Below are 22,964 nucleotides of genomic sequence, written 5' to 3' on the forward strand. Positions count from 1 at the left end.
GGGCGATCGGCCTTTGCGGTCCCGATTGCGCAACAAATGGCAGCTAAAGCCCCGCGCGTCACCGCGATGTGCCAAAATCGTTCCGCTGTTGTTGCAGTAGGGCAATTGCGCCGACTGGGGGCGCTGGCTAGTCTGGTTTGAACTGTCCTGAGGATTTCAGACCATGAACTTCATTCCCGTCCGGCGGCTTCTCCCGGGGTTGTTTGCCCTGTTTCTTCTGTGTGCGCTGGTCATCGGGACTGCGGGCACAGGACATGCGCAGACGGCGGCTGACAACGGCGAGGATCCGATCGCCCGGGCCATCGAGCTGGCTGCCGAAAGCGGCGTTGATGTGATCATCGTCGACAGCGGTGGCGCCCGCGCACAGGACGGGGCTGCGGAACAGGCCATCAGCGAACACGATGCCAAGATGGAAGGTGCATCGATGCTGATGAAAGCCCAGTCGGAGATGGATATCTTCCGGGCCGAATTGCGCAGTCGTTTGGAGGCGCTGCCCTATTCCATCTTTGAGATGAAATACATCCTGCGCCAGACCAGCCCCGATGGCCGGATCGCCACCTATGCGGAAATCCTGTTCTGGAGCCTCCTGTTCCTGTTTCTGGGGCGCTGGGTCACCGTTGAGCTCTACGGCAAGAGGTTTGCGCTGCACCACGTGGTGGCCCGCACCAAGGAAAAGCCCGAAGGCTATCGCGAGAAAATGCCGTTTTTGTTTTTTCGCTTCCTGCTGGGCGTCGGGGGAACGATCTTTTCGATGGGGATCGCGCTGCTGGGATCCTATCTTGTGCTGGGTTCCTCAGGCAATTCGTCGGTGCGGCTGACGGTGCTGGCGATCTATACCGCCTTTTTCCTGTCCCGGACCATATCGGACCTGTGGCGCATGGTGCTGTCGCCCTACCTTAGCCAATACCGGATACCGGCATTTTCCGACCGGGATGCCAAACGGCTTTATATCTGGGCTTCGGTGCTGGCGACCTATGATATTTCGACCCTCGTCTTTGCCGCCTGGGTCGGGGATTTCGGGCTGACTTACAACGTCTATGCCATCGTCTATGGCGGGTTGGCGCTTTTGGGGATTGTCGGCAATCTGGCACTTGTCGCCTTTAACGCGGGAGCCATCAGCCGTGCCATCCGCGCGGGCCGCGATGCTGAGGAATGCTCCTGGCTGGTGCGGCTGCTGTCGGTGGCCTGGGCGCCTGCGGTCGTGGCCTATATCGTCTTTGGCTGGCTTCAACTGGCCTTTGATCTGGTGCTGGAGCGGGAGATGTCGATCCCGCTGATGGCGGGCACCTATATGGTGCTGACCTCGATCCTGGTGGTCTATGGGATCATCAACTACGGGATCGAAGTCTATGCCGACAGGCGGCGTCTTCCCGCGCAAATGGTTCAGCCAGAGGACAGCGATGCGCAAGACGCCGATGGCCCTGACGGGGAGGCTGAAGAAGCAGATGAGGTGGCCGCCGCTTCGATGCGAAAGCGCCACCCGATTGCCACCTATGAGGATCTGGCGCGCAGGGTTGCCGGGGTTCTGGCCTTTGTCGGTGGGGCGCTGGCGTTGATCTATGTGTGGAACCCGGACATCGACTGGACTGACAATTCGGCCATCGACCGGATCTTTGACATCGTGGTGATCCTGTTCCTCGGCTATATCATCTACAGCGTCTCGCGGATCTGGATCGACAGCAAGATCGACGAGGAAGTTGGCGATATGCCCGAGAGCGAGCTGGGCGATGAAGGCGGCGCAGGCGGGGCCAGTCGGCTTGCCACGCTGCTGCCGCTGTTCCGGGGCGCCATTCTGGCGGTGGTCGTGGTGTCGATTGCTCTGATCCTGCTGATGCAACTGGGGATCAACGTCAGTCCGCTGTTCGCCGGTGCAGGTGTTGTCGGTCTGGCGGTGGGCTTTGGCTCACAGACGCTGGTGCGGGATATCTTTTCCGGCGCCTTCTTTCTGGTCGATGATGCCTTTCGCAAGGGTGAGTATATCGACATCGGCGACGTGAAAGGCACGGTCGAGAAGATCTCGGTCCGGTCCTTCCAGTTGCGCCACCATCTGGGCGCGCTGCACACCATTCCCTTTGGCGAAATCCGGGTGCTGACCAACTATTCCCGCGACTGGGTGATGATGAAGCTGCCCTTGCGGGTGACCTATGACACCGATGTGGAAAAGGTCCGCAAGCTGATCAAGAAACTGGGGCAGGAGCTGTTGGACGATCCGGTCATTGGCGACAATTTCATCCAGCCGCTGAAATCCCAGGGCGTCATCGAGATGCAGGATTCGGCGATGATCATCCGGGTGAAATTCATGACCAAACCGGGCGATCAGTGGCTGGTGCGCAAGAAGGTCTACGAGGAAATCCGCCAGCTGTTCGCACGTGAAGGCATCAAGTTCGCTCATCGCGAGGTCACGGTGCGCCTTGCGGAGGATCAGAACGAGAACCTGACCCCGCAGCAAAAGGAGGCGGCGGCGGGGGCCGTGCAGGCGGCGATTGATGCCGATCTTCTGGACGCCGATGAGGGCAGGGGCGGCGACGACCGATAGGTCTGTGCTGCATAAATTCTGAAATTCGCGGTGCGTGAGAACGGGGCGCTCCCGCCCCCGCGCCTGAGCGCCTCTGCGCTCCGCCTGGGGGTGGGCCGGGCGCCGTGCAGGGGCACGGCGCGGGCGGTCTGCCGTTCTTGAGGGAGATGCCAGATGGCTAAGGGTCAGCTGGTCCAGACCGGCTCGGAAGAGCCGCATTTGTCTGCGGGTAGGTCCCAGCGCATGCCGGTCTCTCCCAGCGCAAGCGGCGGTTTCAGGCGCAGACCCGGTCCCCATCCGGAATGTTCGCGGGAAGGTGCATAATCCTGCGCCTCGGCCTGGGTGATGGAGGGGCCACCCTGCGATGGGCGCAGGCTGGCAAGCAGCTCGGCGGTGCGGGCCAGGGACAGCCGTGCCTGCGGGGTCTTACCGGTCTCGGTGGCCCGGCTGAGGGCGGAAATCACCGCCGCAGCCAGAAGATAGCCGGTGGCGTGATCCAGTGCTTGCACCGGCAGCGGGGTCGGTTTCTCCGCGCCTGCCCAGATCCGGCCTGCATCGGCGATGCCCGCGCTCATCTGTACCAGACTGTCAAAGCCGCGGCGGCGCACCCAGGGGCCGGTCCAGCCATAGGCGTTGAGCGTTGCCTCAATCCGGTTTGGGGCGATCCGGTCGCGGGTTGCCTGATCATAGCCAAGACCTGCAAGGGCGCCGGGGCGGTAGCCGTGCACCAGCACATCGGCTTTGGCCAACAGCGTCTCGAAACGGCGCCGGTCCGGGTCCTTGCGCAGATCGAGCATGGCCATGCGCTTGCCCAGCGAAATATCCGGTATCACCCCCGGCTCATCCCAGCCGGGCGGGTCGATCCGCAGCACCTCGGCGCCAAATCCAGCCAGCGTCCGGGTGGCAATCGGCCCGGCCAGGACCCGGGTCAGATCCAGCACCTTCAGTCCGGCCAGCGGCCGTGCCTCGCTTGCTTCAGGACGCGCACGCGGAGAGACGTCGCGGGGGGCGGTCCATTGTACCAACGGTTCCGAGCCGACTGCCTGTCCCTGCGGGTGCGACAGCCACAGCTCGCGGCTGCGCATGGTGGCCGACACGCCTCCAGCAGCGACGATCTCGCGCTCCAGCAGGTCGCCGTCCCATTTGCTGACGGCCGTGCGCACCGCCTCGGGCGTGCCTTCGCAGCCGAGCACCTGAAGCGCGGCGGCGCGGTGATGGGGCAGGTTGGTGTGCAGTCGGATCCAGCCATCGGCGCAGGGATAGTCCCCGGCAATCGGATCCCAAAGCGATGGCATCTCCCAGCCTGCGGGGCGAAAACTATAGCCGAACCACAGCGCCGCCAAACGCTGATCCACGGTGACTTCGGGCGCGCGGGGCGCAAGACCTGCCACCTTCATGTAGCGGGCCAGCTCCACGCCGACGGCAGCAATAGAGGCAGTGGCTAGCCCGGTCACCGCAAAGGCACTGGGCCTGTGCCCGCTGCCGGTGATGGCATAGCTTGCGGGATCGGGAAGGGCGGCAAGCAGGGTCATTGTTGATAGGGGTCCAGACTGTCGCGCAAGCCGTCACCAAGGAAGTTGAAGGCCAGCACTACCACCACGATGGGCAGCATGGGAATGGCGGTCCACCAGTAGATCTCGATATTGGCGAGGTTCTGCGCATCGTTCAGCATCACGCCCCAACTGACCGCAGGCGCGCGCAGGCCCAGGCCCAGAAAGGAAAGCGCGGTTTCGCCCAGGATCATCGCCGGGATCGACAGGGTTGCCGAGGCGATGAGGTGGCTCATGAAATTCGGCAGGAGATGCTTGCGGATCACCCGGCCCGATGTGGCGCCCATCATTTCGGCGGCGCGCACGTATTCCTCTTCGCGCAAGGACAGGAACTTGGCCCGCACCGAGCGCGCAAGGCCGGGCCAGTCCAATATGCCAAGGATCACCGAGATGATGAAGAAGACCGCCACCGGAGACCAGTTAGAGGGCACGGCTGCTGAGAGCGCAAGCCACAGAGGCAGCTCCGGCAGGCTGCGCAGGATCTCGATCACCCGGTTGATCACCCAGTCGATCCGGCCACCGAAATAGCCCGCAATAGAGCCGAAAAAGATGCCTAGAACGAAGGAGACCGTAATCCCGATCAGACCGACGGTCAGCGACAGCTGCGCGCCATAAAGGATGCGGCTGAAGACATCGCGGCCCAGCCGGTCCGAGCCCCAAAGGAACAGCGGCACATCGGCGCCGGGCGCGCAGACCAGATGGGTGTCGGCCGGGATCAGCCCGGCGATATCGTAGGAGCTGCCTTCGCAGAAGAATTTCAGCCGCAGCGGGTTGTCCAGATCCGGTTTGAACTCCCACTGGAAGGTTTCCAGATTGGCCTCAGAGGTCATCGGGTAGATGAAGGGGCCGAGGAACTCGCCCTCGTGGAAGAGATTGATCTCCTGCGGCGGCGCATAGAGATGCTCGCTGTGACGTTCGTTCGGGCCATAGGGCGCGACAAAGCCGACAAAGGGCAGCATCAGATAGCAGAATAGCAGGAAGGCGCCGGAGATCAGGCCCAGCCGGTGCGTCTTGAACTTGCGCCAGATCAGCACCCAGTTCGGGGCATCCAGATCCTTGCGCTCCAGCTCGCGCAGGGACTGTTCGGCGTCATAGGGGGCATCGTCGACATAGCGACCGTCGGGCAGCTTGCTCATGCGTCGCGCCCCTCATAGCGGATGCGCGGATCCAGAAGGACCAGCAGCACGTCCGAAATCATCGTGCCGATCAGGGTCAGAAGGGCGACGAACATCAGGATGAAGGCCGACAGGAACATGTCTTGCGATTTCAGCGCCTGCAGCAGATCCGGCCCGATGGTTTGCAGTCCCAGCACCACCGAGACCAGAACCGATCCTGACACCATCGAGGGCAGCAGGTTGCCGATGTCGGCCACGAAGGGATTGAAGGCCACCCGCAGCGGATATTTCGCCAGCATCCGCGATGGCGCCATGCCCTTGGCAATCGCGGTTTCCACATAGGGTTTGCCCAGCTCGTCCAGCATATTGGCGCGCAGCCGCTGCATCATCGCCGAGGCGCCCGAGGTGCCGATCACGAAGGTCGGCACGATCAGGTGGATGAGGATCGATTTCACCTTGTCCCAGCTCATCGGCTCACCTTCGTAGATGGGGTCCATCAGCCCGCCGATGGGCAGGTCGAACCAGCGATGGCCGTAGTAGAACAGGATCAGCGCCAGGAGGAAGTTCGGCGTCGCCAGACCGAGGTAACCGACAAAGGCCGAGGTGTAATCCACCCAGGTGCGCGAGCGCGCCGCCGCCAGAACTCCCAGCGGCAGGGCCACCATATAGACAAAGAGAACCGCTGCGAGATTGACGAGAACCGTCAGCCACAGGCTGTCGCCGACGATCTCGGCCACCGGGCGGTCGAATTCAAAGGACCAGCCGAAATTGCCCTGAATGAGGCCTGAGAAGCCGTGCGGGCCTGGCATGAAGCCCGCCCAGATGAAATACTGCTGCCACATGGGCTTGTCGAGGGCGTATTCCGTGCGCAGGAACTCTGCCTTGGCCACGCCTGCGGTCTGACCGCTGGCACGCAACTCGGCGATCTGGTTGGACAGGTAATCGCCGGGTGGCAGGTTGATGATCACGAAGATCAGCACCGACACCACCCAAAGCGTCAGCAGCATGGTGCCGAAGCGGTATATGGCGTAGCGCAGGATTTCCATCAGCCCTGACCATCCTCGAAGAAGAACTCATCCATGCGGTGGACACCAAAATGAGCGCCGGGATCCCAGGCCCAGATGCCGCGTTCGGGCACGTTGCGCAGGCGGTTTGACACCACCACGGGCTGCGGCGCCTCGGCCACAAGGCCAATGCCGTAGACCTGCTCGGAATGGATTTTCAGCATTTCTTTCCAGGCGGCGACCCGCTCCGCTTCGGTGGTGGCGATCCGCCAGTCATGTGCCAGCTCCATCAGGCGCTGGGCGGGTTCCATATCGGGCGCTTCGCCGACCTCTCCGCCGGTCTGGTAATATTGCCCCCATTTCGGCCAGGCCAGAAAGACCTGATCGGTCGGCGCCAGATAGGCGGGCGAGGTATAGGGCTGTGGCAGGCCGTTGTCCCAGCCGTACCAGACCGAGGCCGCAGTGGTGCCTGAGAACACCCGGTTGCGCAGGATGTCGCGATCGAGCGGACGCATCACCAGTTTGACCCCCACGTCGCGCCAATCATCGGTGATGATCTGCAGGGCGTTTTCGACCTCCTGCCGCTCTCCGGCGGTTTCCACGATCAGCTCCATCGGACGCCCGTCGGGCAGTTGGCGGATGCCATAGCCATCCTTTTCGGTCAGCCCGACCTCATCCAGCAGCTGATTGGCCAGATCGGGATCGAACTGCGCCCAGGCTTCGCGCAGGGCGGGATCGAAGAAGGGGCTTTTTTCCAGCACGGTCATGGCGCCGGGCTTGGCCAGTTTGAAATAGAGCGATTTGTTGATGGCGGCGCGATTGATGGCGACCGACAGGGCGCGGCGCACCCGAACATCGCGCAGCAGTTTGCGCCAGACCGGATCGTTTACGTTGAGGTTCGGATAGATCGCGATCTGCGAGGCGGTGCCGGTGCCCCAGAGGAAGGTCCTGTAGTTGCCGCCGTCGGCTTCGCCCTTGCGCAGGATCGGAATGTCACGAAAACCCAGACCACGGGCCTGAAGGTCTGCCTCTCCGGCGTTGGCTTTGGCAGCCACCAGCCCGCCCGAGACGATCTCCATCTCCACCGTGTCGATATAGGGCAGCTGTACGCCCTTGGCGTCGATCCGGTGGTAATAGGGGTTGCGCACGAACAAGTGGCGGATCTTCTTGCCCGCCGTCGCGTTCATCCACGGCTGCAGGGTGGGCAGCTCGTGATTGTCGAACTTGTACATGTTGTCGTATTTGTTGTGCAGCGCCGCCCAGCTTTTGACGCGGGCGTAATCCACTTCCTCGGCCAGTTTGGCCGGGTCGGCGTAATCGGCGTGGAACTGCTTCAGATAGGCCGAGGGCCGGTAGATGAAGGGCGGGCGCGCCTGCGCCAGATGGTGCAAAAAGCTGGGGTTCGGGTTCTGCCATTCAAAGATGACGGTGGTTTCATCCGGGAATGTGACCTCGGGCAGCTCTCCCTCGGCGCGGAGAAATTCCGGCGGCCCGGCGGGGCTGAGCAGCGGGTTGTTGGCGATGTCCTTCCACCAGTATTCGAAATCGGCCGAGGTGAACGGGGATCCATCCGACCAACGGTGCCCGGGGCGCAAGTGCAAGGTAAAGCGCTTGTTGTCCTCTTCCTCATAGCCCAGCAGGATATCCGATTGCAGTTTGTAATCCGCGTCATAGCCGACCAGCCGGGCGTAGCCATAGACCACCATCTGGCGGATGTCTTTCGACCGGGTCACCATGGTGTTGAGCGCACCGCCCTGCACGCCAAAGGCACGGCCCTTGGCCTCCAGATTGACCACAAGCGGCGCATCCGGCAGGCGCTCTGCCGCCTTGGGCAGGTTGCCAGAGGCGACCTCTTGATCCCAGAAGGCGCTTTCCTGCGGGGTGGGCAGCGTGCCTGCCAGCGCGGCGAGCGGTGCCAGAAGTGCGGCCAGCGCGATGGCCAGTACGGGTTTCAGGGCGGTTCGTTTTGTCGCGGGTTTCGGGGCGTTATACATGGCAACGTACCTTATGTCCGGGTTCCAGGATGACCAGAGGCGGGGCCTCGGCTCCTATGAATCTGAAATGTTCGGGCCAGCTGTCCGGCGCGCCGGCGCCTTGCGAAACCAGATCCAGATTGATCGGGCGCCCGATATCGGGTTCCGGCTGCGCTGCGATCAGCGCCTTGGTGTAGGGGTGCTGCGGGTTGTGGAACAGCGTCTGCGGTGGAGCCTGCTCGACGATCAGCCCGCGCCGCATCACCGCGACCTCATCGGCGATCCGCGCCACCACCGCCAGATCGTGGCTGATAAAGAGATAGGACAGCCCCTGCTGTTCCTGAATGTTTTCCAACAGCCGCAGAATCTGTTCCTGCACCGACACGTCCAGCGCCGAGGTCGGCTCGTCGCAGACGATCAGCGAGGGATCCAGCATCAGCGCACGGGCAATCGACAGGCGCTGGCGCTGGCCGCCGGAAAAGGCATGCGGATAGCGTTGCAGCATCTCGGGGCCAAGGCCGACGGTCTTCAGCATCTTTGCTGCCTTGTCGCGGCGGTCGGCGGGGGTGCCGATACCGTGGATCTCCAGCGGCTCGGTCATGGTGTCCGCGATGCGCATGCGCGGGCTGAGCGAGGAATAGGGATCCTGAAACACCATCTGCGCCTCGCGCTGAAACGCGGTGCGGGCGGCGCGGTCCATCTGGTGAACCTTGACGATCTCACCATCCGGATCGGGGCGGAACAGAACCTCGCCGCCGGGATCCGGCGGTTCGGCGCCAAGCGCGATGCGGGCGGCGGTGGTCTTGCCAGAGCCGCTTTCGCCGACGATGGCCAGCGTCTTGCCGCGTGGCAGTTTCAGATCGACGCCGCGACAGGCGTGTATAAGAGTGGGGGCAGCCCAGCCCTTTCCGGCGCGCAGGGTGTAGGTCTTGGACACCGATTTCAGCTCAAGGATCAGATCTTCCTTGGGCTCTGGCGGCACAGCCTGCGTGGCGGCGGGGATCTTGGGCGCGGCGTTGATCAGCGCCCGGGTATAGGCATGCGCGGGTGCCGAAAGGATCGGTGCAGCAGGACCAGCTTCCATCACCCGGCCCTTGTGCATGACCACCACCTCTTCGGCCATATTGGCAACGACGCCCAGATCGTGGGTCACAAGGATCATCGCCATGCCGGTGTCGCGCTGCAATTCCTTCATCAGGCCCAAAACCTGTGCCTGCGTTGTCACGTCCAGCGCCGTGGTCGGCTCATCCGCGATCAGAAGATCGGGTTTTGCCACCATCGCCATGGCAATCATCGCCCGCTGGCGCATGCCCCCGGACAATTCAAAGGGGTACGAGTCATAGGTGCGTTGCGGCTCGGGAAAACCGACCCGTTCGAAACACTCCAGAACTTCCTTGCGGGCGGCGGCTTCGCTTTTGCCTTCGTGCAGCCATAAAACTTCGGAGACCTGGTTGCCGATCCGGTGCAACGGCGACAAAGAGCGCATCGGCTCCTGAAAGATCATCGCGATCCGGTTGCCGCGCACATCCCGCATGCGCCGTTCGCCAAGGCGGCTCAGCTCCAGCGGCGCGTCGCCGCCGTGGAGGGTGATGCGGCCAGAACGGATCTGGGCGGCACGTGGCAGAATGCGCAGCACGGCGCGGCAGGTGATCGTCTTGCCGGAACCACTTTCCCCGACCAGCGCCAAGGTGCCGCCGGGGGCAACGTCAAAACTAACATCGCGCACGACAGCTTCATCCCGGCCAAAGCCGATGCTGAGGCCCTCGACTGACAACAGCGGCGCCATTCAGTTCAACCCGTCTGAGGTCCGGTGATGTCTCTTCATGATCTTCCCGTTTCCCTGTTTTTTCCCCCACCATCGCGCGGCCTACGGGCACTAGTCAAACCCCATTCGCAGATAGCAGCCCCAGATGCGGGAAATATGACGCGCCGGTGGGGTCTTTACGCAATTGTGAAGGCGCTCAGGCCGTTTTCGCTATTCGCTACACATTTGCGTAAAAGTCTGACACATCTGCACGGGATTGGCCGCCGCGCGGCCATGGCGTGCAAGGAGACCGTAACATGATCACCCGTCTGGACCTTTTTATCGATCGCATGGTGTCCCAGCGTGCCTGTCTGGATTACGCCATTGCCGAAACCGCTGGTATGAGCGGCCCGGTCTTTGAGCTGGGGCTTGGGAACGGGCGCACCTACCACCACATGAAGCACAATATCACTGGCCGGGATATCTATGTTTTCGAACGCGCTGTTGCCTCGCATCCTGACAGCACCCCGCCCGAGGATCTGACGATCCTTGGCGATGTGCGTGAAACGCTACCGGCAGCTGTGGAACGGTTCGGTGCGACCGCCAGTCTGATCCACGCGGATCTGGGCGGTCACAACCGCGCCAAGAACGATGCCTTTGCCCGGCTGGTGTCGCCGCTCATCGAACCGCTGCTGGCGGTGGGCGGCATGATGGTGTCCTCGGACCGGATGTATTTTGACAGCTTGCGCGAAATGCCCCTGCCGCCGGACGCGGTCGAGGGGCGCTGCTTCATCTACCGCCGCGACTCCTGATCCGCGCGACGCTCTGTCATGCTGGCCTCACGTGCTGCCCTGCCCCTAGGCTGGCAGTAACAGAGGGAGGCCGCCATGATTTTCTACGATTGCTCCACCGCGCCGAACCCGCGTCGGGCGCGGATGTTTCTTGCGGAGAAAGGGCTGAGCCCTGAAACCCATGACATTTCCATCGCCAAGGGTGAGCAGCTGGACGCGGCCTTTCTGGCGGTGAACCCGCGCGCGACGATCCCGGTTCTGGTCACTGATGCGGGCACTGTCCTGACCGAGAACCTTGGCATTGCCGCCTATCTGGAGGCGGCGCATCCGGAACCGCCGTTGATGGGACGCACCGCCGATGAAAAAGGGCTGGTGCTGATGTGGAACTCCATCGTCGAACAGCAGGGCGGCGCCCCCGTGGCCGAGGCGCTGCGCAACACCCACCCGGCGTTTGAAAACCGCGCCATTCCCGGCCCCGATCACTATGCCCAGATCCCTGAGCTGGCCGAACGGGGACAGGCGCGGACCGCGCGGTTCTTTGATCTTTTGGAAGAGCGTCTGCAGGACAGCGCATTCCTTGCCACTGATCATTTCACGCTGGCGGATATCTCGGCCTTCGTCTTTGTCGACTTTGCTCGCGTGATCAAGATGCGGGTGCCCGAAGCCAACACGGCCACGCTGGCCTGGCAGGAGGCCATTCGGGAGCGTCCAAGTTCGCAGTTGTAGGCCGGGAGGGCAGAGGAGGAGGTCTCGCGCAGCGATGGCACGTCCTGACAGCCCGAGTTCGGAGCCAATATCAGGATTTAATCAGGCGCTACTTGCCCTTAATTCGCGCTTGAAAGGCGTCAAATTCCGTTTCGGCTACGCGATAACTCTGCTTGGTCATTTTCGGTGCTGCAAGCGCCTCATAAAATCGTTGTGCGCCACCGTTGGTGCCGTCTGTGGCCCAGTCAAAACGTGTGCAGCCCTCGCGACGTGCCACATTGATGAGGGCGGATAGCAATGCTTTTCCGACACCTTTCTGTCGTGCGCTCGGTGAAACAAATAGCTCTTTCATCACCAACGATATGCCCGGGCCTGCCGGGAAGCTTAGTCCCCATGTGGCAAACCCGACGGGCTGGGTGCCATCAAAGGCCAGATGGCACGCCATGTGCCTTTCGGCGCGGAGCAGTGAAAGCACCCGCTCTTCTTGATCATGGGTGGCAGGGACAATCTGGTAATACGCGAGGCAGGCCCGGTGAAGAGTACGGAACGCCTCTGCATCTTCTGCCCTGAACGCTCGGACTGTCACGCTCATTGGTTTTTCTCCGAGGCAATCGGGCGGGTAGTCTCGTTTCCCTTGCGGTGGCAGATGGCATGACCGCGGATGTTCTCGCGGCATCTCACTGTGCAGGCATTGCTCATTTCATGTCACCTTAGAAACCGTCTCAGGGTGAAGGCTCGCATACAAAATGCGGGTGCTCAATGACCGTTCATTTGCGGGCGGTGCGGGCCCGCACGATGGACGGACACGATTTCGAGAGCGCAGGTGCCCTGGCCTTAAAATGAGACAAATGTCGCAACACCGTCAAATGCGGTGGACAAGGCGCGGTGGGCGCCGCAGGATGTTTGTTGCCCTGATTGGCGCACGTCACGAGGTGTTCTGTCCATGCCCCCCAAACCGATCCTGCACCGGGATGATCCCACCGCCGAACCCCTGACCGGCAACGTCAAGGTTACCCGGGCCGACTGGCTGAATGTGGCGATGGATGTGCTGATCAGCCACGGGGTTGAGCAGGTCAAGGTGCTGGCCCTGGCCGAGCGCATGGGCGTGTCGCGCTCCTCCTTCTACTGGTATTTCAAATCGCGGCAGGATCTGCTGGATGCGCTGTTGCAGACGTGGGAGCAGACCAACACCGCCGCGATGGTTGCCCAGACCGAAGCCCCTGCCGCCGCGATCACGGGTGCGGTGCTGAACGTCTTTCACTGCATTGCCAACCCGGATCTGTTCAATACCGCGCTCGATTTCGCGGTGCGGGACTGGGCGCGGCGCTCGGGCAAGGTGCGCAGCCTGCTGGACCGTTCCGATGCAAGGAGGGTGAAAGCGCTTAGCGACATGTTCTCCCGCTATGGCTATCCGGAGCTGGAGGCAAAGACCCGGGCCAAGGTTCTTTACTACATGCAGCTTGGCTATGACATGGCGGAGCCGAACGAGAGCCATAAGGAACGGTTGCAGATGACGCCTCATTACCTGCGGGTCTTCACAGGCAAAGAACCCCTGCCGGAGGAGCTGGAAGAATTCGCCATCTACACGGAAAGATACTGGGACGTCTGAGTCGACCGGGTCTGGCGACCATCGCCTAGGCGGGGCTGGGCACAGGCGGCTGACAAATCTCCCAAAACCGGAAAAGAGAGGTCAGCAGCGTCTTCAGCTCGGCCGCACCTTGGGGCTTGATGAAATATCCGCTGACATTGTGCTTATAAGCCTCGGCAATGTCCGCGTGATTGTCTGATGTGGTGAACATGAAGACGATCTGATCTGCCGTGTCCGGGTTGGCGCGCAGGGCGCTCAGAAAATCATGGCCGTTCATGCGCGGCATGTTGATATCCAGCAGGATAAGGAACGGGCTTTCGATTGATATCCCCGGGGCTGTTCCCGCCAGGATATCCAGTGCTTCGATGCCGTCACGCGCCCGCACGACGGTTGCCGGAAGATCAAGCCGTTTCAAAGTACGTTCCAGGATCATCGCATCCAGGTCGCTGTCTTCGACCAGAAGGATGTTCATTTCAGTTGGCATACAGGCAGGCCCTTTCCGAACCGTCTGGTGTGCGTGTCCCGGCACTGCTTGGCCGGTTTCCCAAGGCGCGTTGCGTCCTTATCGGAACGAAGTCACCCATCGTTCGAAAATTATGCATTTCTGTGGCTACTTTTACAATTGCCAATCCGGCACTGGCCGCAATCGGTCGCACTGTGCAGCCCGATGGGAGAGGCGTTTTCAATCCGGGACAGCGGAAAGCGGTGCTGGATAAGCAAGAGTTTTGGATCAAAAAAGGGCGCGCTGCGCAGAGGCAGGCGCGCCCTTGATCGGGAGAGACGGCACTCAGAGCTGGCCGAGCTGTTGGTCGACCTCTTGGCGCACCTTGGCGGCGGCCTCCATGCGGACTGGGCCATAGCCCCGGATCTCCATCGGTGCTGCCAGGATGTCGGCGCAGGTGTCGTGCCGGTCCGCGCCATAGGCACGTGCGACCTTGGTCAGCGCCGCCTCGTACCAGTCCAGAAGGTCGCGGTGCAGGCGGGCCTCGGCGTGATAGCCAAAGGGGTTGAACGCGCTGCCACGCAGGCCCTTGGCCTTGGCCATGACCGACAGAGCCGGGCGTAGCCAGGCGCCAAAGGCGCTTTTCTTGGGGCGGCCCCGGCTGTCCTTGCCGCGCGCCAGCAGCGGCGGCGCGAGGTGGTATTTGACTGAATAGTTGCCGTCGAATTCCGACGCGATCTGCTCCTTGAAACTGTCTGCGGTCAGCAGGCGGGCGACTTCGAATTCATCCTTATAGGCCATCAGCTTGAACAGCGACTTTGCCGCGTGCGTCACCAGATCGTCCTGCACGTCCGCAGGCAAGGAACTGCGCAGCTGCTCCAGCGTGTTGCGGTAGCGCTCTGCATAGGCAGCGTCCTGATACTCAGTCAGGAAGGCGGCGCGGCGGTCGATCATCTGCTGCAACGTTTCCCCTTCCTCCGGGGTTTCGTCGTAGAACTGGCTGACAAGCGCGGGATCCACCGCCATGGCGCGCCCGATGGCAAAGGCGAGGTGGTTCTTGTCGATGGCCACGCCGTTGAGTTCGATCGCTTGGCTGAGGGCCGCACCGCTGACTGGCACCAGCCCCTTTTGCCAGGCAAAGCCCAGCATCATCACATTGGCCAGAACCGCATCGCCCAAGAGCGCCTCTGCCGCCTCGTTGGCGTTGAAGCCCGATAGGTTCTGGGCGCCAACCACCGCTTCGATCTCCTTTTCGCGCAGACCGGTCATCAGGTCGGCATCGCGGCGCAGCACCAGATCGCCCGTGGGCATTTCGGCGCGATTCAGCACCACTTTGGTGCCCGCACGGTAGTGTGCCGAGGCCTTGGGGGCGGAGGACACCACCACATCGCAGCCAATGACCGCATCGGCAGCGGCCTGATCAATACGCACCTGGTTCAGCGTTTCGGGCGCGTTCGACAGGCGGATATAGCTGAGAACGGTGCCGAATTTCTGCGCAAAGCCGGTGAAGTCCAGCACGCTCGACCCCTTGCCTTCAAGGTGCGCGGCCATGGTGATCAGCGCGCCGACGGTCACAACGCCTGTGCCGCCCACCCCGGTGACGAGCAGATCGAATGGCTCGGCGAGGGAGGGAAGGTCCGGGGCGGGCAGGCGGGCCACCAGCTGGTCTGCATCCAGACCGGCGGGCTGCTTCTTGCGCCGCTCGCCACCCTCAACGGTGACAAAGCTGGGGCAAAAGCCGTTGAGGCAGGAGAAGTCCTTGTTGCAGGAGGAGAGGTTGATCTTGCGCTTGCGCCCAAAGGGCGTCTCTTTCGGCTCAACGCTCAGGCAGTTGGATTCCACCGAGCAATCGCCGCAGCCTTCGCAGACCAGATCGTTGATGAAGGCAAATTTCTTCGGGTCTTCCATCTTGCCGCGCTTGCGGCGGCGGCGTTTCTCGGTGGCGCAGGTCTGTTCATAGATCAGCACGGTGACACCGGGGATCTCGCGCAACTCGCGCTGAACGATGTCCATTTCGTCGCGGTCGTGGAAGGAGGTTCCGGCGGGGAAATCGGCGCGGTTGAACTTGGCGATATCGTCCGAGACCAGCGCGATGCGGTCCACCCCTTCGGCGCGGCAGGTCTGGGCGATGCCTGATACGCTGACCGGCCCGTCCACCGGCTGACCGCCGGTCATGGCGACCGCGTCGTTATAAAGGATCTTGTAGGTGATGTTGGTCTTGGCAGCGACCGCTTGCCGGATCGCCAGGCTGCCCGAGTGATACCAGGTGCCTTCGCCCAAGTTCTGGAACACATGCTTGCCGCCGTTGAACTGCGAGGCCACCGCCCATGGCACACCTTCGCCGCCCATCTGGGCATAGCCTGCGGTGTCGCGGTCCATCCAGCTGGCCATGACGTGGCAGCCGATGCCGGAAAACGCCTTGGACCCTTCGGGCAGCTTGGTCGAGGTGTTGTGCGGGCAGCCCGAGCAGAAATAGGGCGTGCGGGTGGCGCCGGGCACGTTGATCAGCTTGGGTGGCTCAGCGGTCAGCGCTGCGGCCTTGGCGGGCAGGTTTTCTTCGGGGAAGAAGGCATCAAGCCGCGCGGCCACGATGGGGGCCAGTTGCAGCGGGCTCAGCTCCCCTGTCCATGGGATCAGCGGCTCACCCTTGCTGTCGTATTTGCCGACCATTTTCTTGGGCTTGTCGCCGGGCCAGTCGTAGAAATATTCCTTGAACTGGCTTTCGATGATGCCGCGTTTTTCCTCGACGACCAGCACCTCTTCCTTGCCGTTCACAAAGCGCAGCGCCTCGGGGCGGGCCAGCGGCCAGACCATGCCGACCTTGTAGATGTCGATACCCAGTCGGCGGCAGGCGGTCTCGTCCAGCCCCAGAAGGCGCAGCGCCTCCATCAGGTCGAGATGCCCCTTGCCGGTGGTGACAAAGCCGAACTTGGCGTCCTTGATGTCATAGATGCGCCGGTCGATCGGGTTGGCTTCGGCAAAGGCGCGCACCGCCTTGATCTTGGCCTGGATCCGGGTCTCGATCTCGGGCGAGGGCAGATCGGCGCGGCGGATGTGCAGCCCGCCGGGGTAGGGGGGCAGTTCGGGCAGGATGAAGTCGCGATCCGGCTGCAATTCCACGGACCGCGCGCTCTCCACGGTTTCCGACACGGCCTTGAAGCCGACCCAGGTGCCGGAATAGCGCGACAGGGCAAAGCCGTATTCGCCAAATGTCAGGAATTCGGAGACATCCGCCGGGTTCAGCACCGGCATGAACCAGGCCATGAAGGCCACGTCCGACTGGTGCGGCATCGAGGAGCTGACGCAGCCGTGGTCATCGCCCGCAACCACCAGCACGCCGCCCTTCTCAGAAGATCCATAGGCGTTGCCATGCTTCAGTGCATCGCCAGAACGGTCGACGCCCGGCCCCTTGCCGTACCACATGGAAAAGACACCCTCGACCTCGCAATGGGGATCCAGAACCGCCTGCTGCGCGCCCAGAACGGCGGTGGCGCCCAGATCCTCGTTCACGGCGGGCATGAATTTGACCTTGGCCTCTTCCATCCGCTTGCGAGAGCGCCAGAATTCCAGATCGACGGCGCCAAGAGGCGAGCCGCGATAGCCCGAAACGAAACCGGCGGTGTTCATCCCGGCGTTCTGATCGCGGCGGGACTGGTCCAGCATGATCCGCGCCAACGCCTGCGTGCCGGTCAGGAACACGCGGCCCTTGGTCATCTCGTAACGGTCATCGAGCTGGTAGCTGCGGAAGTCGTGGCTCAGCTTGGTCATCGGGGAGTCCTCGCGCGGGTAGTCTGTGATCGCGAAAGGATAATCCATTTGAGGCGGAAAATTTTGCCACATCTACTGGCGTTTTGGTGATTTGTGGATAAATTAACCGGTGTTGATCACTATTTTGAACTGGATAACCGTTACAATGAAGCTGGACGACCGCGACCGCCGTATATTGACCCTGTTGCAGGAGGATTCGCGTATTTCCAATGCGGATCTGGCCGAGACGGTAGGCATGTCGCCCTCGGCCCTGTGGCGGCGGGTGCGCGCGCTGGAAGAGGCCGGTGTGATCGAACGCTATGGCGCGGTGGTGAATGCGGCGGCCATGGGGCTTGGCTTTCACGCCATGGTGCATGTGCAGCTGACGCGGCATGATCCGGAAAAGCTGAAGGAGTTCATCCGCGCGGTTGAGAACAATTCGCTGGTGCAGGAGTGTTTTGCGACCACCGGCCAGTCGGATTATCACCTGCGGGTTCTGGCGCCGGATCTGGAGGCCTATAACCGGTTCCTGGAAGAGTTCTTGTTCCGCCTGCCTGCGGTGGCCAGCGCCCAGACCAACGTGGTGCTGCGCACGATCAAGCGGGACAGGCCGGTTGTCCCTTAGGCGGGTTGTGCCCTAGGTCGCGTATTTCAGCCAGGCGGCGGCCATGGCGATATAGGTCAACTGGTGCAGCGCCTGATCGGTACCGGCAGCGCGCCAGAAAGCCGCCTGTTGTGGCGTCAGTTGCTTGCTGTCGGAATAGCGCGCCTTGCAGTAGTCGATGTTGAAATGCACGATCCATTCCAGCACGCAGGTGATCAGGATGAACAGGACGGGCGCGCCCATCAGCACGAAGACCAGAATGGAACCCAGCGTGTGAACTCCGGCATGCTGCGCACGACCGCTGTGCAGGTATTCGCCGCGGCCCGACAGCATCTTTGGTGTCTGCAGAAAGAAATCTGCGAACATATGTTTGACCTGCATCAGGCAGAGCAGCAGCAATAATGTTCCGGTATGCTCCGGCAAAACAGTCCCCTGTCATCTATACTGTCCGGGAACCTTACGTTTTTTTGCCGCCATGGCAAATGCTGCGTGCCCTTGTGCCGCGACGACAGGCCAAAACGGGCTTTGGTGCAGTTGCCATTGCCTGTCACAGGTAAACCGCGCTAGGCATATGCTGTACCGAATTTCAGACGCCTATCCGGAGCTGTCTCATAGAACGTTCTTTGTTCCGTTTTATCTGGAAGTATTCCAAACGTGATCAGCTCGTGCTTCTGGTGGTCACGGCCTGCCTGTTTCCGCTTTTGTACCTGACACTGGAACTGCCCAAGCGTATCATCAACGATGCCATTGGTGCCGAGACCGACACGATTGCGGTGTTGGGGTATTCCTTCGATAAGCTGACTTTCCTGTGGATCCTTTGTGTGGCCTTTCTGGTGTCGGTGCTGATGCACGGTCTGCTGAAAATGCGCATCAACACCATGAAGGGGGTTCTGGCCGAACGGATGCTGCGCCGGTTCCGCTATCAGCTGATCGCCCGCGTTTTGCGGTTCCCGCAGCCCTATTTCGAACGGGTTAGCCAGGGCGAACTGGTGTCGATGGTGACATCGGAATCCGAGCCTATGGGCGGTCTGATGGGCGATGCCGTCAGCCAGCCGGTGTTGCAGGCCGGGCAGATGCTGACCATCCTCTATTTCCTGTTTGTGCAAAGCTTCTGGTTCGGTCTGGCCGCCGTGGCACTGATCCCGCTTCAGGGCTGGTTGATCCCGATGCTGCAGCGGCGCATCAACCTTCTGAACAAGGAGCGCATCAAAGAGGTGCGGGCGCTGGCCTCGGAAATCGGCGAAAGCGCAGCAGGTGCCGCCACGCTGCGCATCAATGGCGGCTGGCGCTACCGGATGGCGGTGATCACCGACCGGCTGGGGCGGCTTTATGATATCCGTTTCGATATCTACCAGAAAAAATTCTTCATGAAGTTCCTCAACAACTTCATCACCCAGCTGACGCCATTCTTCTTTTACGCCGTGGGCGGCTTCCTGGTGCTGCAGGGCAAGGTGTCGCTGGGCGCGCTGGTGGCGGCGCTGGCGGCGTACAAGGATATCGCCTCGCCCTGGAAGGAACTGCTGACCTATTACAACCAGACGCAGGACATGTCGCTGCGCTGGGAGGTGATCCTGGAACGTTTCGCGCCGCCGGGCATGGTCGATGAAGCGCTGATGACCGGCGAACCTGACGATATTCCACGCCTCAAGGGCGATATCGAGCTGAAAGACGTCAGCGTGCGCGACGCCGATGGCAATCTTGTGCTGGAGGATCTTACCGCCACGCTGCCTGCGGGGAAGGTCATCGGCATTGCCGCTCCGTCCGAGGAAGACCGCCGCGCCATGGCCGAATTGCTGACCCGTGAAGTGCTGCCTGCGGCGGGCGCCGTGACGGTCGCAACCTTTGATCTGCGCGAGGTGCATCAGGCCATCGTTGCTTCGCGCATCGGTCATGCGACCTCGCGGCCGGTTCTGTTTCGGGGCTCTTTCGGGGACAACGTAATGATGCCGATGCGGCAACGCCCGCAGGGTGAGGCCCGCGACATGTTGCAGCTGGATGCGGCGTTGAGGGCGGGCAACAGTCCCGACCCCTACGATGCGGCCTGGCTGGACCCATCGCTTGCGGGTTTTTCGACCGAGGCGGAATTGCGCGACTGGTGGGTGCAGCTGGTGTCGGGCATCGGCACCGATACCGCCCTGTTCCGGCGCGGCATGGACCAGAAATTCGACAGCAACGCGCATCCTCGCCTGACCGCCAGCCTGATCGAGCTGCGCCCCAAGGTGCAGGCGGCCATTGAAAAGGCTGGACTGGAGGCGCAAGCGCATTTCTTTGCACCAGACCGCTATAACCCGGCGCTGCCGGTGGCGGAAAACCTGCTGTATGCCACCCTGCGCGAGCCGATCACCGAAGCGGTGCTGAAACGCCACGTCAATTTTCTGGACCGGCTGCGCGAGCTGAAGCTGGACACCGACCTTGTGACGCTGACACAGGACGTGGTGGACATGCTGCGGCAGATCTTTGGTATCGATGGTACCGGCCACCCGCTGTTCCGCAAACTGGGGCTGGAACCGTCGGCCTATGAGGCGGCGCTGGCGCTGGTGGACAAGACCCGCAGCAAGGGCGTCGATGCGCTGGACCGGGACGAGCTGGCACAGATGCTGATCGTGCCCTTCAGCATCTCGGCCGAGCAGATCGGCCCGGCGTTCAGTCAGGAAATGCAGGACCGCATCCTGCAGTTCCGCCGCAGCCACGCGGACGAGCTGATGGAAACGCTTGAGGACATCTTTGTCCGTATCGACGACAGCAGCTTTGCCCCGGGTCTGACGGTGATGGAGAACGCCATGTTCGGCAAGATCTCCGACACTGCCGGCGCCCGCGGTGACGAGCTGCGCAAGCTGGTGTCGGACGTGCTGGTGGAAAATGGCACCCGCAACATGGTGGTCGAACTGATCTTTGATCTGCCGGTGGCGCTGGGCGGGCAGGGCTTGCCTGCCAGTTTTGCCGAACCGCTGGCCTTTGCCCGGGCGACGATCAAACGGCCCGATATCCTGATCCTGGAATCGGCGCTGGCGAGTTACGATCTGGAAACCCGCGTTTCGGTGCACAAGAACCTGCGCAAGCTGTTGCCGGAGACGACGCTGGTCTATCTCGACAGCGATTTCGAACGTTCCGAAGTCTTCGATGTTTTCTACCAGCTGCGCCAGGGGCGGCTGGTCAGCGACCAGATGCAGGAGGCCGCCGTGGCCGACAGCGCCGCCAGCCAGGATCTGGCGCGCAAACTGCGGGCGCTGGAACAATCCGAGCTTTTCTCAGGTCTCAACCGGCGCCAGCTGCGGTTGCTGGCCTTTGGCGCGCGCTGGTACGAGGCCAAGGCGGGAGATGCGGTCTTTTTGAAAGACGACGATGCCAGCGACGGTGCCTATATGATCACCGAAGGCGAAGCGGGGCTATTCCTGCCACAGGATGGCGAAGAGGACCGGTTGATTGCCACGGTTGGCCCGGGGCGGCTGGTCGGGGAGCTGGGGCTGATCCGCAAGGAGCCCCGTGCGCTCAGCATGATCGCGCAGACGAATCTGATCTGTCTGCGTATCGGCGAGGAAGAGTTCCTCGCCGTGGTGGAAAACGACGCCGCGACGGCCTTTAAGCTGTTGCAGGTGGTGGCCGGCTACGTGTCGAGCTGATCTGACGAAGACAACCAACAAGACGGGAAGAATAGAATGAAACTGCTGCGATATCGCGTGGGAGACACTGTGCGTCCGGGGATGCTGGCGGCCGATGGAACGGTCCGCGATCTGTCGGATCATGTAGAGGATATCACAGGCGCAACCCTGGATGATGCCGCGCTGGCGAAGCTGGCGGCACTGGATGTGGCGGCCCTACCCGTGGTCGAAGGCAATGTGGACCTGGCGCCCTGCGTCGGCGGCGTGGGCAAGTTCCTCTGCATTGGTCTCAACTATTCGGACCACGCCGAAGAGGCCGGGATGTCGATCCCGGAACATCCGATCCTGTTCATGAAAGCGACCTCGGCCATTGTTGGGCCCAATGACGATGTGGTGCTGCCGCGCGGCTCGGTCGCTGGCGACTGGGAGGTCGAACTGGGCGTGGTGATCGGCAAGACCGCCAAATACGTGAGCGAAGAAGACGCGCTGGATTATGTGGCCGGGTATTGCGTGGTCAACGATGTGTCCGAGCGGGATTTCCAGATCAAGCTGACCGGACAATGGACCAAGGGAAAAAGCTGCGACACCTTTGGTCCGATCGGTCCCTGGCTGGTGAGCCGGGACGAGGTTGCCGATCCGCAGAACCTGTCGCTGTCCTGCGATGTGAACGGTCAGCGCATGCAAAGTGGCACCACCGGCAAGATGATCTTCTCGGTGGCGGAAATCATTGCCCACCTCAGCCAGTTGATGACCCTGCATCCGGGCGATGTGATCGCGACAGGAACCCCGCCGGGCGTCGGCATGGGGATCAAGCCTGATCCGATCTATCTGAAACCGGGCGACGTGATGGAGCTGGAAATCGAAGGTCTGGGCCGTCAACGTCAGACCGTGCGTGCGGACGACTGATCCGGGCGTTCTGAAACACCATCGTTGAAAGGCAGGCGGGGCACTCCCGCCTGGTTTCGGCCATTCAGGGAATGCCCTGTGCCAGTTGGGCGTGGCGCGGCGAAGCCGCGCCACGCCCAAAGCGTGTCTGGGGCTTTGCCGCAGGCAAGGGACCTGACAGGCACGGGAGCACCCGCGTCCTTGTCGAACGGGGTCAGGTGCCGTGGGTCTCAAACCCAGCGGGTTTGATCCGGTGTAGTCTTGGAATGGAGACGTCTGTGGGCCGCTCGGTGCCGGGCGCAGTGGGTGCTTATTCCGGGCCGCAGAACTGGCGGTAGAGCAGCGCGATGATCTCTTCGGTGTTCCGGTCCTTCAGGGAATAGAAGATCGTCTTGCCGTCGCGGCGGGTTTCGACCAGCCCCTCGTCGCGCAGTCGCGCCAGCATCTGGCTGACGGCGGCCTGACGCATATTCAGCAGCGCTTCCAATTCGCCGACGGATTTCTCACCGGTGCCGAGATGGCACAGGATCATCAACCGCCCTTCATGGGCCAGCGTCTTAAGGAAAGACGCGGCATCGGCGGCGCGCTGGGCCATGTCGATCGGGGTATCCGGCGACATCGTATCGGGATGCTGAATGGTCACGTGTCCGGGGTCCTGCGATAAATGATGGACCGTATAATGCCCCATTTTGTCCCTGTTGC

At 62.1% G+C, this 22,964-nt stretch carries 17 protein-coding genes; 7 read left to right on the forward strand and 10 right to left on the reverse strand.

All coding sequences use genetic code 11. The features are described 5' to 3' along the window. Nucleotides 1–163: 163 nt before the first annotated feature. The gene (locus SM765_RS16095; RefSeq protein WP_274837974.1) at nucleotides 164–2,536 is read left to right on the forward strand and encodes a mechanosensitive ion channel family protein; all 2,373 of its coding nucleotides are present in this window, start codon (nucleotides 164–166) and stop codon (nucleotides 2,534–2,536) included. A gap of 164 nt (nucleotides 2,537–2,700) precedes the next feature. Here SM765_RS16095 and SM765_RS16100 read toward each other — a convergent pair whose 3' ends face one another. Genes SM765_RS16100 through SM765_RS16120 form a run of 5 tightly spaced genes read right to left on the reverse strand, consistent with a single transcriptional unit; the run spans nucleotide 2,701 to nucleotide 9,943 of the window. Then, entirely contained in the window at nucleotides 2,701–4,047 is a 1,347-nt protein-coding gene (locus SM765_RS16100) for a CoA transferase (protein WP_274837975.1), read from the reverse strand. Then, nucleotides 4,044–5,201, reverse strand: a complete 1,158-nt coding sequence (locus SM765_RS16105) for an ABC transporter permease (RefSeq protein ID WP_065272293.1) — start codon at nucleotides 5,199–5,201, stop codon at nucleotides 4,044–4,046. The genes SM765_RS16100 and SM765_RS16105 overlap by 4 nt, the downstream gene beginning before the upstream one ends. Continuing rightward, entirely contained in the window at nucleotides 5,198–6,226 is a 1,029-nt protein-coding gene (locus SM765_RS16110) for an ABC transporter permease (RefSeq protein ID WP_065272294.1), read from the reverse strand. The genes SM765_RS16105 and SM765_RS16110 overlap by 4 nt, the downstream gene beginning before the upstream one ends. Beyond that, nucleotides 6,226–8,178, reverse strand: a complete 1,953-nt coding sequence (locus SM765_RS16115) for an ABC transporter substrate-binding protein (protein WP_274837976.1) — start codon at nucleotides 8,176–8,178, stop codon at nucleotides 6,226–6,228. The genes SM765_RS16110 and SM765_RS16115 overlap by 1 nt, the downstream gene beginning before the upstream one ends. Further along, nucleotides 8,171–9,943, reverse strand: coding sequence for an ABC transporter ATP-binding protein (locus SM765_RS16120; RefSeq protein WP_274837977.1), 1,773 nt, complete (start codon nucleotides 9,941–9,943; stop codon nucleotides 8,171–8,173). The genes SM765_RS16115 and SM765_RS16120 overlap by 8 nt, the downstream gene beginning before the upstream one ends. A 275-nt stretch (nucleotides 9,944–10,218) precedes the next feature. Between SM765_RS16120 and SM765_RS16125 the strand changes: the two genes are divergently transcribed. Together SM765_RS16125 and SM765_RS16130 are read left to right on the forward strand one after the other, a co-directional pair. Next, a complete protein-coding gene (locus tag SM765_RS16125) occupies nucleotides 10,219–10,713 on the forward strand; it encodes a class I SAM-dependent methyltransferase (RefSeq protein ID WP_368947785.1) in 495 nt (164 codons plus the stop codon). Between the two features lie 75 nt (nucleotides 10,714–10,788). Then, complete coding sequence (locus SM765_RS16130; protein ID WP_274837979.1) at nucleotides 10,789–11,418, forward strand: glutathione S-transferase family protein; 630 nt, start codon at nucleotides 10,789–10,791, stop codon at nucleotides 11,416–11,418. A gap of 88 nt (nucleotides 11,419–11,506) precedes the next feature. Here SM765_RS16130 and SM765_RS16135 read toward each other — a convergent pair whose 3' ends face one another. Then, complete coding sequence (locus SM765_RS16135) at nucleotides 11,507–11,989, reverse strand: GNAT family N-acetyltransferase (protein WP_274837980.1); 483 nt, start codon at nucleotides 11,987–11,989, stop codon at nucleotides 11,507–11,509. Nucleotides 11,990–12,340: 351 nt separating this feature from the next. On the opposite strand from SM765_RS16135, the gene SM765_RS16140 reads away from it, so the two are divergent. Next, nucleotides 12,341–13,006 (forward strand): TetR/AcrR family transcriptional regulator, encoded by a 666-nt coding sequence (locus SM765_RS16140; protein ID WP_274837981.1) that lies wholly within the window; start codon nucleotides 12,341–12,343, stop codon nucleotides 13,004–13,006. 25 nt (nucleotides 13,007–13,031) lie between these two features. On the opposite strand, the gene SM765_RS16145 is transcribed toward SM765_RS16140, so the two are convergent. Both SM765_RS16145 and SM765_RS16150 read right to left on the reverse strand, forming a co-directional pair. Further along, nucleotides 13,032–13,469 (reverse strand): response regulator, encoded by a 438-nt coding sequence (locus tag SM765_RS16145; protein ID WP_274839011.1) that lies wholly within the window; start codon nucleotides 13,467–13,469, stop codon nucleotides 13,032–13,034. Nucleotides 13,470–13,772: 303 nt separating this feature from the next. Then, nucleotides 13,773–17,195: an indolepyruvate ferredoxin oxidoreductase family protein gene (locus SM765_RS16150; RefSeq protein WP_274838033.1), complete on the reverse strand. Its 3,423-nt coding sequence runs from the start codon at nucleotides 17,193–17,195 to the stop codon at nucleotides 13,773–13,775. Between the two features lie 145 nt (nucleotides 17,196–17,340). On the opposite strand from SM765_RS16150, the gene SM765_RS16155 reads away from it, so the two are divergent. After that, nucleotides 17,341–17,799: an Lrp/AsnC family transcriptional regulator gene (locus SM765_RS16155; protein ID WP_274829522.1), complete on the forward strand. Its 459-nt coding sequence runs from the start codon at nucleotides 17,341–17,343 to the stop codon at nucleotides 17,797–17,799. A 12-nt stretch (nucleotides 17,800–17,811) separates the two neighbouring features. Here the strand turns inward: SM765_RS16155 and SM765_RS16160 are convergent, their stop codons facing one another. After that, a complete protein-coding gene (locus tag SM765_RS16160) occupies nucleotides 17,812–18,159 on the reverse strand; it encodes a DUF3307 domain-containing protein (protein WP_274829523.1) in 348 nt (115 codons plus the stop codon). A 242-nt stretch (nucleotides 18,160–18,401) separates the two neighbouring features. On the opposite strand from SM765_RS16160, the gene SM765_RS16165 reads away from it, so the two are divergent. Both SM765_RS16165 and SM765_RS16170 read left to right on the forward strand, forming a co-directional pair. Then, complete coding sequence (locus SM765_RS16165; RefSeq protein ID WP_274837984.1) at nucleotides 18,402–21,398, forward strand: ABC transporter transmembrane domain-containing protein; 2,997 nt, start codon at nucleotides 18,402–18,404, stop codon at nucleotides 21,396–21,398. A gap of 36 nt (nucleotides 21,399–21,434) precedes the next feature. Then, nucleotides 21,435–22,283 carry a fumarylacetoacetate hydrolase family protein gene (locus SM765_RS16170; RefSeq protein ID WP_274831555.1) on the forward strand — a complete coding sequence of 283 codons (849 nt, stop codon included), beginning with the start codon at nucleotides 21,435–21,437 and terminating at the stop codon, nucleotides 22,281–22,283. Nucleotides 22,284–22,572: 289 nt separating this feature from the next. Here the strand turns inward: SM765_RS16170 and SM765_RS16175 are convergent, their stop codons facing one another. Then, nucleotides 22,573–22,881: a metalloregulator ArsR/SmtB family transcription factor gene (locus tag SM765_RS16175; protein WP_335645308.1), complete on the reverse strand. Its 309-nt coding sequence runs from the start codon at nucleotides 22,879–22,881 to the stop codon at nucleotides 22,573–22,575. Between the last annotated feature and the right edge of the window lie 83 nt (nucleotides 22,882–22,964).

Source organism: Pseudophaeobacter sp. 1A09344, from assembly GCF_041008745.1.
Taxonomy (GTDB): Bacteria; Pseudomonadota; Alphaproteobacteria; order Rhodobacterales; family Rhodobacteraceae; genus Phycobacter; species Phycobacter gallaeciensis_A.

Bases quoted from the DNA above. Each gene is read 5' to 3' on its own strand.
- SM765_RS16095 (WP_274837974.1), top strand. From the start codon at position 164: ATGAACTTCATTCCCGTCCGGCGGCTTCTCCCGGGGTTGTTTGCCCTG.
- SM765_RS16100 (WP_274837975.1), bottom strand. From the start codon at position 4,047: ATGACCCTGCTTGCCGCCCTTCCCGATCCCGCAAGCTATGCCATCACC.
- SM765_RS16105 (WP_065272293.1), bottom strand. From the start codon at position 5,201: ATGAGCAAGCTGCCCGACGGTCGCTATGTCGACGATGCCCCCTATGAC.
- SM765_RS16110 (WP_065272294.1), bottom strand. From the start codon at position 6,226: ATGGAAATCCTGCGCTACGCCATATACCGCTTCGGCACCATGCTGCTG.
- SM765_RS16115 (WP_274837976.1), bottom strand. From the start codon at position 8,178: ATGTATAACGCCCCGAAACCCGCGACAAAACGAACCGCCCTGAAACCC.
- SM765_RS16120 (WP_274837977.1), bottom strand. From the start codon at position 9,943: ATGGCGCCGCTGTTGTCAGTCGAGGGCCTCAGCATCGGCTTTGGCCGG.
- SM765_RS16125 (WP_368947785.1), top strand. From the start codon at position 10,219: ATGATCACCCGTCTGGACCTTTTTATCGATCGCATGGTGTCCCAGCGT.
- SM765_RS16130 (WP_274837979.1), top strand. From the start codon at position 10,789: ATGATTTTCTACGATTGCTCCACCGCGCCGAACCCGCGTCGGGCGCGG.
- SM765_RS16135 (WP_274837980.1), bottom strand. From the start codon at position 11,989: ATGAGCGTGACAGTCCGAGCGTTCAGGGCAGAAGATGCAGAGGCGTTC.
- SM765_RS16140 (WP_274837981.1), top strand. From the start codon at position 12,341: ATGCCCCCCAAACCGATCCTGCACCGGGATGATCCCACCGCCGAACCC.
- SM765_RS16145 (WP_274839011.1), bottom strand. From the start codon at position 13,469: ATGCCAACTGAAATGAACATCCTTCTGGTCGAAGACAGCGACCTGGAT.
- SM765_RS16150 (WP_274838033.1), bottom strand. From the start codon at position 17,195: ATGACCAAGCTGAGCCACGACTTCCGCAGCTACCAGCTCGATGACCGT.
- SM765_RS16155 (WP_274829522.1), top strand. From the start codon at position 17,341: ATGAAGCTGGACGACCGCGACCGCCGTATATTGACCCTGTTGCAGGAG.
- SM765_RS16160 (WP_274829523.1), bottom strand. From the start codon at position 18,159: ATGCAGGTCAAACATATGTTCGCAGATTTCTTTCTGCAGACACCAAAG.
- SM765_RS16170 (WP_274831555.1), top strand. From the start codon at position 21,435: ATGAAACTGCTGCGATATCGCGTGGGAGACACTGTGCGTCCGGGGATG.
- SM765_RS16175 (WP_335645308.1), bottom strand. From the start codon at position 22,881: ATGTCGCCGGATACCCCGATCGACATGGCCCAGCGCGCCGCCGATGCC.